13 protein-coding genes are annotated in these 13654 nt (G+C 66.9%); 9 read left to right on the top strand and 4 right to left on the bottom strand.

Annotation, left to right across the window (positions count from 1 at the left end; translation table 11 throughout):
* Positions 1 to 228 precede the first annotated feature (228 nt).
* Both EJB06_RS15730 and EJB06_RS15725 read left to right on the top strand, forming a co-directional pair.
* On the top strand, positions 229 to 729 hold the full coding sequence (locus tag EJB06_RS15730) for a carboxymuconolactone decarboxylase family protein (RefSeq protein ID WP_229427109.1): 501 nt from the start codon (positions 229 to 231) through the stop codon (positions 727 to 729).
* A gap of 77 nt (positions 730 to 806) precedes the next feature.
* A complete protein-coding gene (locus EJB06_RS15725) occupies positions 807 to 1187 on the top strand; it encodes a MerR family transcriptional regulator (RefSeq protein WP_126074966.1) in 381 nt (126 codons plus the stop codon).
* A 7-nt stretch (positions 1188 to 1194) separates the two neighbouring features.
* Here the strand turns inward: EJB06_RS15725 and EJB06_RS15720 are convergent, their stop codons facing one another.
* Positions 1195 to 2061, bottom strand: a complete 867-nt coding sequence (locus EJB06_RS15720) for an oxidoreductase (protein ID WP_267876904.1) — start codon at positions 2059 to 2061, stop codon at positions 1195 to 1197.
* Between the two features lie 145 nt (positions 2062 to 2206).
* On the opposite strand from EJB06_RS15720, the gene EJB06_RS15715 reads away from it, so the two are divergent.
* Complete coding sequence (locus EJB06_RS15715) at positions 2207 to 3121, top strand: LysR family transcriptional regulator (RefSeq protein WP_126074964.1); 915 nt, start codon at positions 2207 to 2209, stop codon at positions 3119 to 3121.
* A 64-nt stretch (positions 3122 to 3185) separates the two neighbouring features.
* Here EJB06_RS15715 and EJB06_RS15710 read toward each other — a convergent pair whose 3' ends face one another.
* Positions 3186 to 4265 carry a DUF4034 domain-containing protein gene (locus tag EJB06_RS15710; protein WP_126074963.1) on the bottom strand — a complete coding sequence of 360 codons (1080 nt, stop codon included), beginning with the start codon at positions 4263 to 4265 and terminating at the stop codon, positions 3186 to 3188.
* A 239-nt stretch (positions 4266 to 4504) separates the two neighbouring features.
* Between EJB06_RS15710 and EJB06_RS15705 the strand changes: the two genes are divergently transcribed.
* From EJB06_RS15705 to EJB06_RS15690, 5 genes are all read left to right on the top strand, one after another.
* Entirely contained in the window at positions 4505 to 7252 is a 2748-nt protein-coding gene (locus tag EJB06_RS15705) for a hypothetical protein (RefSeq protein WP_126074962.1), read from the top strand.
* Entirely contained in the window at positions 7252 to 9213 is a 1962-nt protein-coding gene (locus tag EJB06_RS15700; protein WP_126074961.1) for a hypothetical protein, read from the top strand. The genes EJB06_RS15705 and EJB06_RS15700 overlap by 1 nt, the downstream gene beginning before the upstream one ends.
* A 224-nt stretch (positions 9214 to 9437) precedes the next feature.
* Entirely contained in the window at positions 9438 to 9611 is a 174-nt protein-coding gene (locus EJB06_RS31905; protein WP_164557932.1) for a hypothetical protein, read from the top strand.
* 34 nt (positions 9612 to 9645) lie between these two features.
* The gene (locus tag EJB06_RS15695) at positions 9646 to 10323 is read left to right on the top strand and encodes a hypothetical protein (RefSeq protein ID WP_126074960.1); all 678 of its coding nucleotides are present in this window, start codon (positions 9646 to 9648) and stop codon (positions 10321 to 10323) included.
* A gap of 113 nt (positions 10324 to 10436) precedes the next feature.
* Positions 10437 to 11201, top strand: a complete 765-nt coding sequence (locus EJB06_RS15690) for an SDR family oxidoreductase (RefSeq protein ID WP_126074959.1) — start codon at positions 10437 to 10439, stop codon at positions 11199 to 11201.
* Positions 11202 to 11216: 15 nt separating this feature from the next.
* On the opposite strand, the gene EJB06_RS15685 is transcribed toward EJB06_RS15690, so the two are convergent.
* Together EJB06_RS15685 and EJB06_RS15680 are read right to left on the bottom strand one after the other, a co-directional pair.
* Entirely contained in the window at positions 11217 to 11954 is a 738-nt protein-coding gene (locus tag EJB06_RS15685; RefSeq protein WP_126074958.1) for a DNA-binding protein, read from the bottom strand.
* A gap of 99 nt (positions 11955 to 12053) precedes the next feature.
* The gene (locus tag EJB06_RS15680; protein ID WP_126074957.1) at positions 12054 to 12665 is read right to left on the bottom strand and encodes a DUF2238 domain-containing protein; all 612 of its coding nucleotides are present in this window, start codon (positions 12663 to 12665) and stop codon (positions 12054 to 12056) included.
* Positions 12666 to 12877: 212 nt separating this feature from the next.
* On the opposite strand from EJB06_RS15680, the gene EJB06_RS15675 reads away from it, so the two are divergent.
* Positions 12878 to 13648 (top strand): PEP-CTERM sorting domain-containing protein, encoded by a 771-nt coding sequence (locus EJB06_RS15675; protein ID WP_164557931.1) that lies wholly within the window; start codon positions 12878 to 12880, stop codon positions 13646 to 13648.
* Positions 13649 to 13654: the final 6 nt, after the last annotated feature.

Genomic DNA, 13654 nt, shown 5'->3' with positions numbered 1-13654 from the left:
CGTTGGCCTTTGCGCCGCGGGGTTTTTTTTCGTCCGCATATTCGTTCGATATGCACCAGCAGTCGGCGTCCTCCTCCAGCGCCCACGCCCGATGCGGCCATACGATTCCTGAATCTTCCTGGCTGCTTGACTTGGAGCGCACTCTAAGCCTTAGCCTGTCCTTGCACGGCACATCCGTGCCTGCATCGGTGACGCGATTTGCGCACAACAACGGCGAAGGACATCTTGATGACGACGAACAGAGTGGCGATGACGATGGGATTGATCGTGGCGGCGGCAATATCCGGCACGCCGGCATGGTCGGCGGAGCCCGACAGCAGAAGGCAGCGTGGCGAGGAAACCCTGTTGAAGACCACCGGAGCCCAGGGCCGGGAGGTGATCGACTCGCTCAAGCGCATTTCGCCGGAACTCGGCGACTGGATTGTCGATTTCGCCTATGGCGATGTGTTCTCCAATCCCGGCTTGCCACTGTGTACCAGGGAACTTGCCACGATTTCGGCGCTGACGGCGCTCGGTAATGCGCAGCCGCAGCTGAAGGTCCACATCGAGGGCGCCTTGAATGTCGGTTGCAAGCCGGATGAGATTATCCAGGTGATCACCCAGATGGCCGTCTACGCGGGTTTTCCGAGTGCCCTGAACGGCATCGCCGCCGCGAAAGAGGTGTTCGAGAAGCGCCGCGTCGGGCCCGCTTTCAGCGACCCCGCGCAGCGCAGGACGCCGGCCGGATAGCCAGGCGCTTGTGCCTGCGCGCCGTTGCCCATATAGTCACTGGCTTGGAACGCACCCACCTTGTCAGGACTACGCAAATGGAATCCCATCTGAGCATCGACGAAGCGTCCAGGCGCACCGGCTTGACGGCATACACGCTGCGCTACTACGAGCGGATCGGCTTGCTCGCCCCGGTCGGGCGGGCGGCCGGCGGCCAACGGCGCTACGCCGCATCGGACATGGCCTGGATCGAATTCCTGCTGCGCTTGCGAACGACTCGCATGCCAATCGGTAAAATGCAGGCGTTCGCGCGACTGCGCAGCGCGGGGGACGCGACGGTGCCGGAGCGCCGCCAGATGCTGGAAGAACACTTGAGCGATGTTCTTGCAGAGATCGAAGCGATGCGCCAGTCCGCCGCAGCGCTGCAGGACAAGATCGCCTACTACCGCGCGTTCGCGCAGTCCCCGGCAGCGGCGTAGCCGGCCCTCACATGGCGTTCAGCGCCTGTAACGCCGCCGCATCGAGCCGCAGCGCGCCCGCCGCCACGTTCTCGCGCAGGTGCGCCACCGACGAGGTGCCCGGGATCACCAGCATGTTGGGTGCGCGCTGCAGCAGCCAGGCCAGCGCCACCTGCATCGGCCTGGCATCCATCGCCGCCGCCACCTCGTTCAAGGCGCCCGATTGCAGCGGCGAGAATCCGCCCAGCGGGAAAAACGGCACGTAGGCGATGCCCTGCGCGGCGAGCGTATCGATCAGGGCGTCGTCGCCCCGATGCACCAGGTTGTAATGGTTCTGGACGCACACGATGTTCGTGATCCGCTGCGCTTCGGCCACCTGCTGCGCGTCGACGTTACTGAGGCCAATATGCCGCACCAGCCCTTCCTTTTTCAGCACCGCCAGCACCGCCAGCGCCTCGCCGATCGGCGATCCATCCGCGCCATCGAGCCCCGGTGCGCGGAAATTGACGACGTCGAGCGCGTCCAGTCCGAGATTGCTCAGATTGCTGTGCACGGCATCGCGCAATTGCTGCGGCGAAGCCGCCGGGATCCACGACTGGTCGGCACCGCGCAGGAAGCCGATCTTGGTCACGATGGTCAGCTCGTCCGTGTACGGATGCAGCGCCTCCCGGATGATCTGGTTGGTCGCATGCGGGCCGTAAAAGTCCGACGTGTCGATATGGTTGACGCCCGCGTCCAGCGCCGCGCGCAGCACCGCGACGGCGGCGGCGCGGTCTGTCGGCGGCCCCCACACATGCGGCCCGGCAAGCTGCATGGCGCCGTAACCGATGCGATTGAACGTCCGGTCGCAATGGGCCGGCGTAAACTGGTCTTGGGAAGGCGAGTAAGTGTTCACAGATATCCTTTGCTGGGGTTGGGAGGAATGTGCGGCCTGCCCATCGCAAGTCGCATGCACACAGTCTAGCGATGATCGGTGCATGTGATAATCGGGCTAATCGCGTACGGGCTGTACACAATTGCGCACAATAAGGATGGCACCGATGAGCACTGAACTCCATTCCATGGCGGATTTATCGACCTTCGCGCTGGTCGCCCAGCACCGCGGATTCCGCCAGGCCGCGCGCGCCAGCGGGCAGTCGGCTTCGGCCCTGAGCCAGGCGGTCCGGCGCCTCGAAACGCAACTCGGCATCCGCTTGCTGGAGCGCACCACCCGCAGCGTGGCGCCGACCGGGGCCGGCGCGCTGCTGCTGAGCCGCCTGCAACCGGCGCTGCTGCAGGTTGCAGGCGCGCTCGACGTCCTCAACGAGCTGCGCGACAGCCCGCGCGGCACCTTGCGCCTGAATGTGCCGGTCAGCGCGGCGCGCCACTTCCTGCAGCCGCTGCTGGTGCGCTTCATGGCCATGTATCCGGACATCGTGCTCGACATTGTGGTCGATAACAATTTTGTCGACCTGGTCGCCAGCGGCTGCGACGCCGGCATCCGTTACGGCGAGCGCCTGGAGCAGGACATGATCGCGCTGCCGATCGGGCCGCGTACCGAACGTTTCGCCCTGGCTGCCGCGCCCGCCTACCTGGCGCGGCGCGGCGTGCCGCAGCACCCGCGCGACCTGCTGCAGCATGCCTGCCTGCGCGGCAAGTTCCTCAGCGGGCTGGTGTATCCATGGGAGTTCGAGCGCGACGGGCAGAGCCTCACCGTCGATCCCGCCGGTCCGCTGATCGCCACGCCCACCGTGGCCGACCTGATGGTGCACGCCGCCGTGGAAGGACACGGACTGGTGTATCTGTTCGAAGACTGGCTCGCGCCGTATATGGCGTCGGGCCAGCTGCAGCCGGTGCTGCCGGCGTGGTGGCTGCGTTTTCCCGGCCCGTTCCTGTACTACGCGGGCCGGCGCCAGCAGCCCGCGCCATTGCGCGCTTTTATCGACTTCATCCAGCAGCCGGCCACGGGCGGATAAGCCGCTGCCATCGCCGGCTTGCCGCTATGCGCGCTTCGGTATATCGACGCTGGAATCCATGCGTTTACTCGCAAAAATGAGCACCGGTATCGCTACGCGTAAAGCACTTCGGTTTTTCGTGGAGTCCGCTTGACTTGGCATACGTGGTGCAATAGGCGTACTGGAGATCGTTATTCCATTTTTTCGGATCCAGATCCCTTCCCAACAAAGCCAGTTGCTGCCTGAGGGTGGGTTTGTCGCGCGCCATGCAGGCGTAGAAAGCGTAATTGTTTCGTGTTCTGCTTTCGGAGTGGATGCGGAGATAATCCTCGAAGCCTGCCTTCATTCGTTTCCAGTTGGCCCCGCCTGTCTCGAACATCTCCGGCGATTGCGCTTTGGTCGAGTGAAGCCGGGTGTACATGGCTTCCCCGAGCCGCCCCTTGGTCAGCCGTGCGGCGCGGTCAATTGCACTGAGTTCCTCTCCGTCGGACCCGTACCACTTCGCGGCGTGGAATGCGACGTTGGTGTAGTGAATATCGAGGTAATACGGATCGATCCTGGCCGCCTTGTCGTAGAGGGCATCGAATTTTTCGTGCGTCCATCCCTGGGCCAGGCCAACACTCAGCATTCCTTGGTACCAAGCTGGAATATCTTTGCCGGGACCGGCCAAAGCATCAAGCTGTCGTTTCGCCGATTCCATCCGCTGCTTGAACAGTTTCATCGATGCGGCGTCGACTGTCGAGGCGTAGCCGGACCCGCGTCCGTACCAGGCATACTCGATATCAAAAAGTGCCAACGCCAGCCTGGCAGCCATCGATCCAGGCGACGATTCAAGCCAGGCCGATAATGAAGCCTGATGGGCCAGCCACTCCTCGTTCGAGCGTGCCTGCTTGCTGCAAGCCACGTTGAACGATTGCGCGATACCGCTGAAAAAGGGCGATAGCGCAGACACGTTATCGGATGTGGTTTTCTTCGAATATGCCGCGTACAACGCATCCAGTTTTTTGTAGTTTTTTCCCTTCATGAGCTCATGGACCTCATCCGCGATCATTTCGGCAGGGCGGATGTGATTGTTTTGCGTGCAGGCGCTTGCCGTGTTGAGGGAAGAAATCAGGATCAGCACACATGCCGACATGGTTGTGCTGCGTTGCCAGTTGAGTTTCATAGGAAATTAGATGGTGAAAAAGCGGAGCAACTGCATGGTTCAAGCTGCATAAGAACAATAGCTTAATGCCAAACCTGTCTCCCGGGTAAGAAAAACCTGCTCTCTTCTCAACAAGCATGCGCCCGGGACGTAATGTCTTTTTACCATTTTCACCACAGTGACAATGCGTGAGATTGTCTGTAAATACGCCATCTATACTCAGTGAGTCACTTGTTCGATGTTCCCTGGAAGGATGCAACATGGACTCTCTACGCCCGCTCCCGCCCCGCTTTCAACCGCGCCCTGTGCGCGGTGCCATTTCCCTGCTGATCTTCAGTGTCGCCACCCTCGCCGCCGCCCAGACCGACCCGCGCCGCGTCGACGGTCCCGGCCCGTCGGAAATCGTGTTCCCCTCCATCGATCCGCCCGAGATCAAGCCCGGGCGCGCACCGGCAATCGACCTGCGCGCCTTGCCCAAGGGTGCGCAGGTGTCCTTGCCGAGCCAGGACATGGGCCACATTTTCATGCGCATCCCGCCCACCCTGGCCGACACCCAATCGTCGACCGAAGTGGCCGATAAAGTGATCGCGCCGCTGCTGGCCGCGCTGAAGTTCGAAGGCGGCCTGCGCCGCTTCGGCAAGGTTCCCGAAGCCGGCCTGCCCCAGGTGCGCCCGCAGCTGAGCGGCGTCGCCGAGCTGCTCGCCACCGAATACCAGGGCAACGAAAAAGCCACCCGTCCACGTACCCTGGACATGGTCGACGCCTTTCTCGGCAAGCGCGCCCCGACCGACGATGTCGAGCGCAACCTGCTGATCGCGCGCGGCCTGACCTACGCCCAGTTCAAGGCCGACATCGAACGCCAGGAAATCACGTATCCCTTCATGCAGGTCGAAGGCGGGGTGCCGATCGAACACACCCTGCTGCTGGCCTCGCGCTGGGAAGGCCAGGGCATCACCAGCGTGCGCGGTTCGCTGATCAACCGCTATTCGGTCGGCAACGCCCGTCCGCAGAGCGCCGAAGGCGCCGACGTGCGCGCCTATGCCGCCCTGAAAGCCGTCAGGGGCATCGACAGCGTCGACGGCCGCCGCGTCAGCGATGGTCCTTCCCTGGTGTTGCTGCCGTATGGTAACGACGCCGCCGGCGGCGTCCTGCTGCGCCACGCCTGGCGCATGGTGATCGAGGGCGTCAGCTTCGGCCGGCCGGTACCGTTCCGGGTCTGGTCCGACGCCGCCACCGGCGCCATCCTCAAGATGCGCCCGCTCGTCTCCGACGTCACCGCCACCGGCACCGTCTGGCGGCGCGATCCCGGCACCGGCGCCACCCAGGTGCGCAGCTTCGCGGTCGACCCCGCCGTCGGCGGCCAGTACACGCTCAAGCTGGCCGGCGTGGTCTCGCGCGTCGACCACCAGGCCGACGGCTTCGACGCCCAGGACGTGTCGGTCTCGAGCACCCTCGGCGGCAGCAGCGCCACCCTGGCCAACTTCAACCAGGCGCCGATCAACAACGGCGCCACCGGCATCTGCGCCAGCGGCGGCAATCCGACCTTCCAGCAGGTGAATTATTTCGGCGTGTTCCATCTGAACTGGAAGCAATCCATCTCGCACGGAATCTTCACGCCCTTCCCGACCAATCCCTGGAATCCGCGCCTCGAGTCGGTCTCGGCCGGCTGCAACGCCTGGTCCAGCATGGACTTCGGCGCCTGCCAGGGCTATTTCGACGCCGCCTGCCCGAATTTTTCGAATGGCACGGCGAACGCGCCCAACTACATGAACTTCGCCCACGACAACACCATCGTCGGCCACGAGCTGGCGCATAACGCCGTGCAGCGCTTCACCGACGGCCGCCCCAGCAACTGGTGCGGAATGGGCCCATGCCCGATTCCGGTCGGCATGGGCTTGATGCACGACCTGGCCGACGCCTGGGCCGACCATTTCGACAACACCAACTGCACCGCCGGCTGGACCGCCAAGAACCTGGGCGGCGTCAACGCCAGCAACAACTGCCAGGGCAGCCGCGGCCACCACGAGGGCGGCGGCTTGCCGCGCCTGCACGAAGTGACGACGCCGTTCAACCCGGCCACCCCGGGCGACCATTTCCCGGAACACCGCGACCTGGCCAGCGGCGCGTACGCCGACATGCAGATCGGCTCGGCCATCCTGTGGCAGGTGCGCGAGGGCATGCGCAGCAAGTGCCGGCCGTCCGGCCATCCGCAGTATTTCGTGCGCTTCACGCGCGCGCTCAAGAACGCCGGCCTGTCGGGACCGGTGGGCGGCGGCGACCGCGGCATCTATAATCTGCTGCGCGACCTCCAGCTCGAAATGGTCGAACAATGGGCCACCTCCGGCTTGCCCGGCGGTCCACCGGCCTTTGCCCACAACGGCAACCACACCACCAACAAGGTGCTGGCCGGCTTCGCCAAGGGCGGCGTGTTCGCCATGCCTTCGGCCTGCATCGACAACGACCCCGGCACCTCGGACGCGGCCATCTGCCCCAGCGGCGAAAACGGCGGCGATGCCGTGATCGACATGAACGACAACGACCTCGCCGACGATCTGGTGGTGGACGGCATCACGCACCGCGAAACGGACTTCCTCAAGCTGGGCGGCGCGGCGCCGACCTTCCAGGTCTGGACCGGACCGCGCTTCCGCTTTACCGGCACCAGCGCCCGTCCGGTCAGCGGCACCGCGATCTGCAATGCCAAGTTCATCGTCGAAGCGTCGACCGACCAGGCTTTCTCGCCGGCCTCGACCGTCAACAGCGGCTGGATCAACGTCGACCTCAACACCGGCACGCCGGCCTCGCCGGAATGCTCCGGCACCTGGACCCCGACGGCGGCCCAGTGGACCGTGCTGCAAAGCGGCGGGCATCTGACGCGCGTGTACTACCGCACCCGCACGCGCGACGCGCTGGACGCCAACGAGCGCGTCTCGACCTCGCCCGGCGCCGGCCTGTGGACCGTGCCGCCGCCCTACGCCGTGATCACCAATACGGGAGGATCGGACTACTGATGCGCGCCCTGTCCAAGCGCAGCGGGCGCCTGGCCGCCGCCCTGCTCGCCGCCGCCGCATGTGGGCACGCCGTCGCCGCCGCCTTGCCGGCGGCGCGCCGGGTGCTCGATCCGCCGCTGGCCGGCGCCGCCATGAGCGTGGTCGACGGCCGCCTGTGGGTGGCCAGCCGGGGCGGCGGCCTGATCGGCTTCGACGGCGGCAAGCGCAGCATGCGCTTCGACCTCGGCCAGGGCTTGCCCTCGGCCGTGGTGCAGGAGCTGGCGGCCCTGCCCGACGGCCGCCTGGCCGCCGGCACCCAGGGCGGGCTGGTCCTGCTCGATCCGCGCCAGGGCGGCGCCAGGGCCATCGCGCCGCCCGGCATGGATGGGCACGCCATGGCGGCCGACCTGGTGCTGGCGGCCACCCGCGGCAGTGAGCTGATCTTCCAGCTGACCCAGGTCGATCCGGACGCCGAGGGCCAGGCCGGCACCTCGCTGTGGCACTGGGACGGCAACCGCGTGCAAGCCTGGGACCCGGGCCTGGGCGGCGCGCTGGTGGCGACGGCCGGCACGGTCGACCGCGGCGACGGTTGCTTTCACCTGGCCGGCATGCGGGTCGACGGCGCGGCGCACCAGCCCTGGTACGCGCGCCAGTGCGGCGACCAGCTGCGCGGCTGGCGCCTGGCCGACGGCGCGCCCGCCGCCACAGTGGGCGTGGCCGCCATCGCCCGCGCGCCGGACGGGCGCTCCACCACGCTGGTGATGGTGACCCAGGCCTCGGCCGATCCCGCCTCGCGCCGCCACGTCGTGATGAGCCTGGACGAGGATGGCCGGCTCAGCCCGCATTGCTCGCGCGCCAGTTTCAGCGAGCAGGTGACCGGACTGGTGTATTCGGGCCCGGACCTGGTCGTGGCGCGCTCCGGCGCCGGCGTGCATGCGCTGGGTTGCGCCGGGCTCAGGGCGCTGTCGGCCGACGCGCGCGTGAGCAACGCCACCGCCCTGCTGCGTGACGCTCGCCTGGGCCTGCTGGTGGCCACCGATGCCGCCGTCTGGCAGCTGGGCCCGGACGGCACGCCGCTGGCCCTGACCCCCGCACCCGGACGCGACGTGCCGGTCGACGCCTTGCCGGTGGACTACCAGGCCAGCGGTGCGCTGGTGCTGCTCGCCTCGCCCACGGCCGGCCCGCTGGAGCTGGCGCGCGGCGCGCAGGGCTGGAAGGTGGCACGCCAGTGGCGCGCCGGCATCGAGCTGCCGGACGCCGTCTACGGCCCGGCCGCCTATGCCGGGCCGGACCAGGTGCTGGCCGTGCAGCTGTCGCAGGGCGTGCTGCGCCTGCGCCAGGGACAAGCGCAAGCGCTGCCGCTCGACGCCGGCGCGCAGCCGCTCGACGTTGCGGTCGCCGGCGGCGGCATGTGGATCGCCACCGGCAGCACGCCGTTCGGCGGCGCCGCCGCCGGCCTGCACTTCCTGGGGGACGATGGCAGGCATCGCTTCGTGGCGCTGCCCGACCGCCAGGCGCAGCCGAGCGGCCGCCTGCTGGCCTGGCCCGACGGCCGGGTCTGGGCCGGCACCCGTCTCGGCATCATCGAAGCGGGCGCGGCGGGAAAACCGCGCCGCCTGTCGGCCGACCGGGTCGAAGCGGTGTTTCGCAACAGCGCGCGCAATCTGATCGGCGCGGTGGGCGCCAGCGTGCAGCGCTGGGACGGCGAGCGCATGGTGCCGGTGCTGTTCGCGATCGCGCCCGCGCCGGCCCGCGCGCTGGGGCATCCGGTCGACCTGGTGATCGACGATGCCGGCCGCTGGGTGATCCTGTTTTCGGGCGGACAAGTGGTCCTGCTCGACGCGCAACGCCAGCATGTGGCCACGCTCGACGAGCGCGCCGGCATTCCACCGTCGAGCCGGCGCCTGCTGTACCTGCCCGGCTCGCGCGAGGTGCTGATCGGCTCGGCCCGCGAAGGATTGTTTTCGCTGACCTGGCCCTGAGCTGGCGGCCGGCCGCCGCCCCCCGGTTGCTCTGTGGCCCTGTGGCCTGCGCCGGCATGACCGTCCTGCCAACACGCGTTTAACACGCATCAAACCTCGTCCCGGTATTGTTGACTCGTATTTCCCCACCGCATAGTATTGAACGACGGCAACATCAGAACGTCCCGGCCCGCTCGGCGGCGGCATCGGGCGCGTCGTTTTTTCATGCTTACCAGGGTAAAACAATGTCCCCATCGAACGCACCAGAAAAACACGCCCAGGGCCATTCGCCCGACAAGCTGCAACTGTTCGAGCGCCTGGTGAGCGGCGAGCAGGAGTGCAAGGAAGTCATCGACAACATGAACGTCGTCCATGCCATGTACAAGGGCTTCACGCTCAAGGCATGCGCCCAGGCTTGAACACGGGCGCCGCAGGCGTTCACCGGGAGGGACCATGAGAAAATTTTCGCTCAGGCTGGTGCGCAGCAGCGAGCGCCTGTTCTGGAGCGGGCGCACGCTGGTACGCCGTGCCTACGCGGCAGCGTGGGCGACCGCGCCCGAGAGCATGGGCGACGATTACGATTTCGCGGTGCTGATCTGCGACCACGACGAAGTCCTGGGCAACCTCAACATCAAGCGGCGCACCGCCGATACCCTGCTGCCGAGCGAAACCTATTTTCGCCAGCGCCATTGGGAAGGGCAGTGCGAGGTCGATGCCGGCAAGGTCGCCGAGCTGTGCTCGCTGGCAGTGTGCGCCAGCCTGAGCAACCGCGAGCGCATCCTGGTCTTCAACGGCCTGATCCTCGGTACCCATCTGCTGGGGATGCAGGAAGATATCCGGGTGTATGCGACGGTCCAGCGCACCGCCCTGATCAATACCCTGACGCGGCTCCTGAAATACCCGTTCATCGCCAGCGAGATCCAGGATGTCAGCGGCGCCGGCATTCCCGACGACAAGTACTGGACCACGGCGCCGATGCCGCAGCTGTACTACCTCGTGCATGGCGCGAGCACCGATACCGCCTCCTTCAAACTCTTGCACTCCTTCCTGCGCGACGGCCTGTCGATCGAGCCGGTCTGCGGCGCGCCAGGGCCCGCCGCATCGGCGCCGCCACCGCTGGCGCTGGAATGAGCCGCGCGGCCGTAAGCAATCCCGTGCGCGCACGAGAGCAAGAAACGGATGGATCGGCGCCCCCGCCTTGCCTATGCTGGAACGCCTATCACAACCAGCACAGGAATCGGCACATGAACGCATTAACGGGAAAAGTGGCCATCGTGACCGGCGCCAGTTCCGGCATCGGCTACGAAACAGCAAAATTGTTTGCGCGCGAAGGCGCGAAGGTGGTGCTCGGCGCGCGCCGCCAGGCCGCGTTGCAGGCGCTGGTCGCCGAGATCGAAGCCGGCGGCGGCGAAGCGGTCGCCGTCCCCGGCGACATCGGCGACGAAGACAGCGCCCGCGCGCTGGTGGAGGTCGCCACCGGCACCTTTGGCGGGCTCGATATCGCCTTCAACAACGCCGGCATGACCGGCGAGAGCACGGCGCTCGCCGAGCTCTCCGTGGCCGCCTGGGACGCCATCCTGGCCACCAACCTGCGCAGCGCTTTCCTGTGCGCCAGATATCAGATTCCGGCCATGATCGCGCGCGGCGGCGGCTCGCTGATTTTCACATCGAGCTTCGTCGGCCACACGGTGGGCTTTCCGGGCATGGGCGCCTACGCGGCGAGCAAGGCCGGATTGATCGGCCTGATGCAGGTCATCGCCGTCGAGTACGGCGCCCACGGCATCCGCGCCAATGCGCTCCTGCCGGGAGGCACCGACACCCCGATGGGGCGCGCCTGCGCCAATACCCCCGAAGCGCGCGCCTTCGTCGAAGGCCTGAACGTCCTCAAGCGCCTGGCGCAGCCGTCGGAAATCGCGCGCTCGGCGCTCTACCTGGCGTCCGACGCGTCGAGCTTCACGACCGGAACCAGCCTGCTCGTCGACGGCGGGGTCTCCATCAACCGCACCTGAGGCCGAGAGCCGCTCCTACTGCCGCGCGCGCATCACTTCCACCTCGGCGCGCAAGGCGCTGCGCTCGGCGTTCGAGGCGTCCAGCCGCGCGCGCAACTCCTTGATTTCGGTCTCGAAGTTGTCGCGCGCCGTCACCGCCCCGATCAGCTCCATCTCGGCCGCCAGGCGCGCGTCCGACACCGCCGCCTGCGACGCCACATTGCGCTCGATCTGCGCGCGCAAGTCCAGCAGTTGTTCGTTCTTGCCTTCGATGGCCAGCTGATCCTTTGCCTTGCCCACCAGGGCTTCGGTGGCCACCAGGCGCGCATTGCGCAGCTCCACCGTCAGGCGCTGGATATCCTCGTCGCGCTCGGCCACCGTGGCCAGCGCCTGGTCGCGCGCGATGGTCATGCCGGTCAATTGCCCGCGCAGGTCGTCGCGCTCCGCTTCGAGCTGCTTGCTCGACGCCAGCAGGTCCGCCATGTCGCTCCCGGCCTGCGCCAGCGCGTCGCGCACGCCCGCGCCGGCCTCGTGCGCAAACTGCTGAGCCCAGTTGCCCAGTACGGTCGCGACCGCCGCCGGAATCTCCGCCGAGGGCGGCGCTGGCGGCGTGGCCTCGCTGGCGCGCCATTCGATCAGGTGCTGGTGGATGACGTTGGGGGAACCGGTGCCGAGCGCCGTGCGCACCGCGTCGATACTGGGGCGGGTGCCGTCTTCCTGCAAGCTGATCGCTGCCGCGACAACCTCCTCGTAGGTCACTTCCTGACGTGCCATGGCGTCTCCGGTAAAGGTCTTGTTGTGGATAGCTAACATCATACGCTGCCCGCTTCATCCGACGCGCACGCGCGTTGCGCCACGAGAACAGATGGCGGTTTACCGCCCCTGGCGGCCGCGCAGCGACGGCCAGGCCCACAGCAGGCTGCCCACGGTCGCCAGCAGCATGTCTTTGTGCGCATCCCACATATCGCCCTGCTGCCCGTTGTAGGCCTCGGCATCGTTCGCGGACAGGCTCAGCGCAATGGCGAACTCGAACCATTCGTACCAGAGGCTGGTCACCATCACGGCCGTCACGGCAATGGCCAGGCCGAGCCGCCGCGACAGGCCGCGCCGCGTCACCAGCCAGGAGAGCGCCGCCGGCGTGAAGCACAGCCCGTACAGGAAGTGCACCAGCCGGTCGGTGTGGTTGCGGGTCCAGCCGAAGGTCCGGTCGATGGACACGTGGAACAGCGCCTGTCCCCACGCATCGTAGGGCAGGTTGGAATACAGCCAGCGCGCGGCCACCGAATGCACCGACAGGAATACCGCAATGAACAGGAAATCGCGGTCCGTGATGCCCCAGCGCGCCGACCACTTCCACAGCAGCGCGAAGCCGGCCACCGTGAGCGAGCTGTGCAGCGCCTGTTCCACCGGCCACGGCGGATTGATCCAGCTCGCGCCGAAGACGAGCAGCATGAGGACGGTGGTGATGCGCTTGGAAGGAATCATAGGCCTGAAAAAGAAGTCAACCGGAACCGGCCCCCGGCGCGGTTCGCTGCGGACGCTATGGTATGCGATGAAGCGACAGTTATTTCATGAATATGCTCCGGCCGGCAAAGCGGCATGGCGCGCGCCGGTGCGAGGTGGTATCGTTTTGCTACGATGTACGTTCGACTGATGGCTGTCCAGTGGGCGACGGCCCCTGCCCCGGAAGGATCGTCATGCCGCACCACCTTAGCCATGTATGCAGCCTGGCACTGGCCGCCGCCGCCCTGTGCGCGCTGCCGGCCCATGCGCAAAGCGCCTCGGCCAGCGCCGCCATCACAAGCTTCAGCTACCGCCTGGTCGATCTCGACCTGGCGGACGGCATCACGCCCTCGATCGCGCTGACGCCGATCAGCGGCTTCACCCGCCTCTCGCACAGCATGTACGGCAACAGCGCGATGAACGAATTCCAGAGCATCGGCACGCTCGGGACCACCGCCTCCGGCAGGGCATTCGGCTCGGCCTCCACCACCAGCGGCGTCGACTTCATGCAGGCCATGGCGCAGTTCAGCGCCCCCGCCGGCGCCGGTTACCAGCGCTTCGGCGGAGAAAACGAATACCGCTTCAATTTCACGCTCACGCCATCGACAGGGCTTGCGTTCTCGGGAGATGTCTCCCTTGCCGCGCACGACAGCGGCGGACCGGTCCAGGCGCTGGCCGGCATGCGCATGCAGGGATTGTTCCCCTGGACGCCGTCCGGCCTGGTCGATTACACCGCCTTCAACTGGACTGCCGGCGTGGAGGATGGCGCCCGCGCGGAGCGCTTCTACGGCGAACTGCGCACCGGCGCAATCGGCTTGCAGGGCTATTTCAGGATGACCAACCACGCCACCGTCATCTCGAATGCCCTGCTGCCGATCCCCGAGCCGCAGACCTACGCCATGCTGCTGGCCGGGCTGGCGCTGCTCGGCGTGTGCGCGCGCCGGCAGCGGCGCCGCGCTGCCTGACAGGGC

The sequence above is a fragment of the Massilia atriviolacea genome (assembly GCF_003953935.1).
GTDB classification, from domain to species: domain Bacteria; phylum Pseudomonadota; class Gammaproteobacteria; order Burkholderiales; family Burkholderiaceae_D; genus Telluria_A; species Telluria_A atriviolacea.
The sequence above is the reverse complement of the archived record's forward strand: the minus strand, read 5'-3'. Positions and strand labels throughout refer to the sequence as shown.